Raw genomic sequence first — 248 nt, 5'->3', positions numbered from 1 at the left:
CAGTGCACCTTGGGCTGGGTGATGCCCTGTTCCGACAGATAGCTGACCAGCTCGGTATAGGGGCGCGCCTGCTTGCTGAAGGAGATGAATGGCGTGGAGGCGAAGCGCTCGCTATCCTCGGCCAGCTGCCCGGCGAGGGTCGGCGAGGCGAACATGCCCATCTCGAAGGTGCACAGCGGGGTCTGGGTGGCGTAGGGCCCCATGGCGGCGCTGTCCATCGCGAACAGCATGTCGAGATCGTTGTCGGC

The 248-nt window shown here is 65.3% G+C and carries 1 protein-coding gene; it reads right to left on the bottom strand.

Going from position 1 to position 248, the window contains the following annotated elements:
- Positions 1 to 248 (bottom strand): hypothetical protein (locus R0J88_RS22400; RefSeq protein ID WP_410901228.1); only part of this gene is annotated, 248 nt, incomplete at both ends.

The sequence above is a fragment of the Pseudoalteromonas sp. SIMBA_162 genome (genome assembly GCF_046535955.1).
GTDB classification, from domain to species: Bacteria; Pseudomonadota; Gammaproteobacteria; order Enterobacterales; family Alteromonadaceae; genus Pseudoalteromonas; species Pseudoalteromonas marina.
The sequence above is the reverse complement of the archived record's forward strand: the minus strand, read 5'-3'. Positions and strand labels throughout refer to the sequence as shown.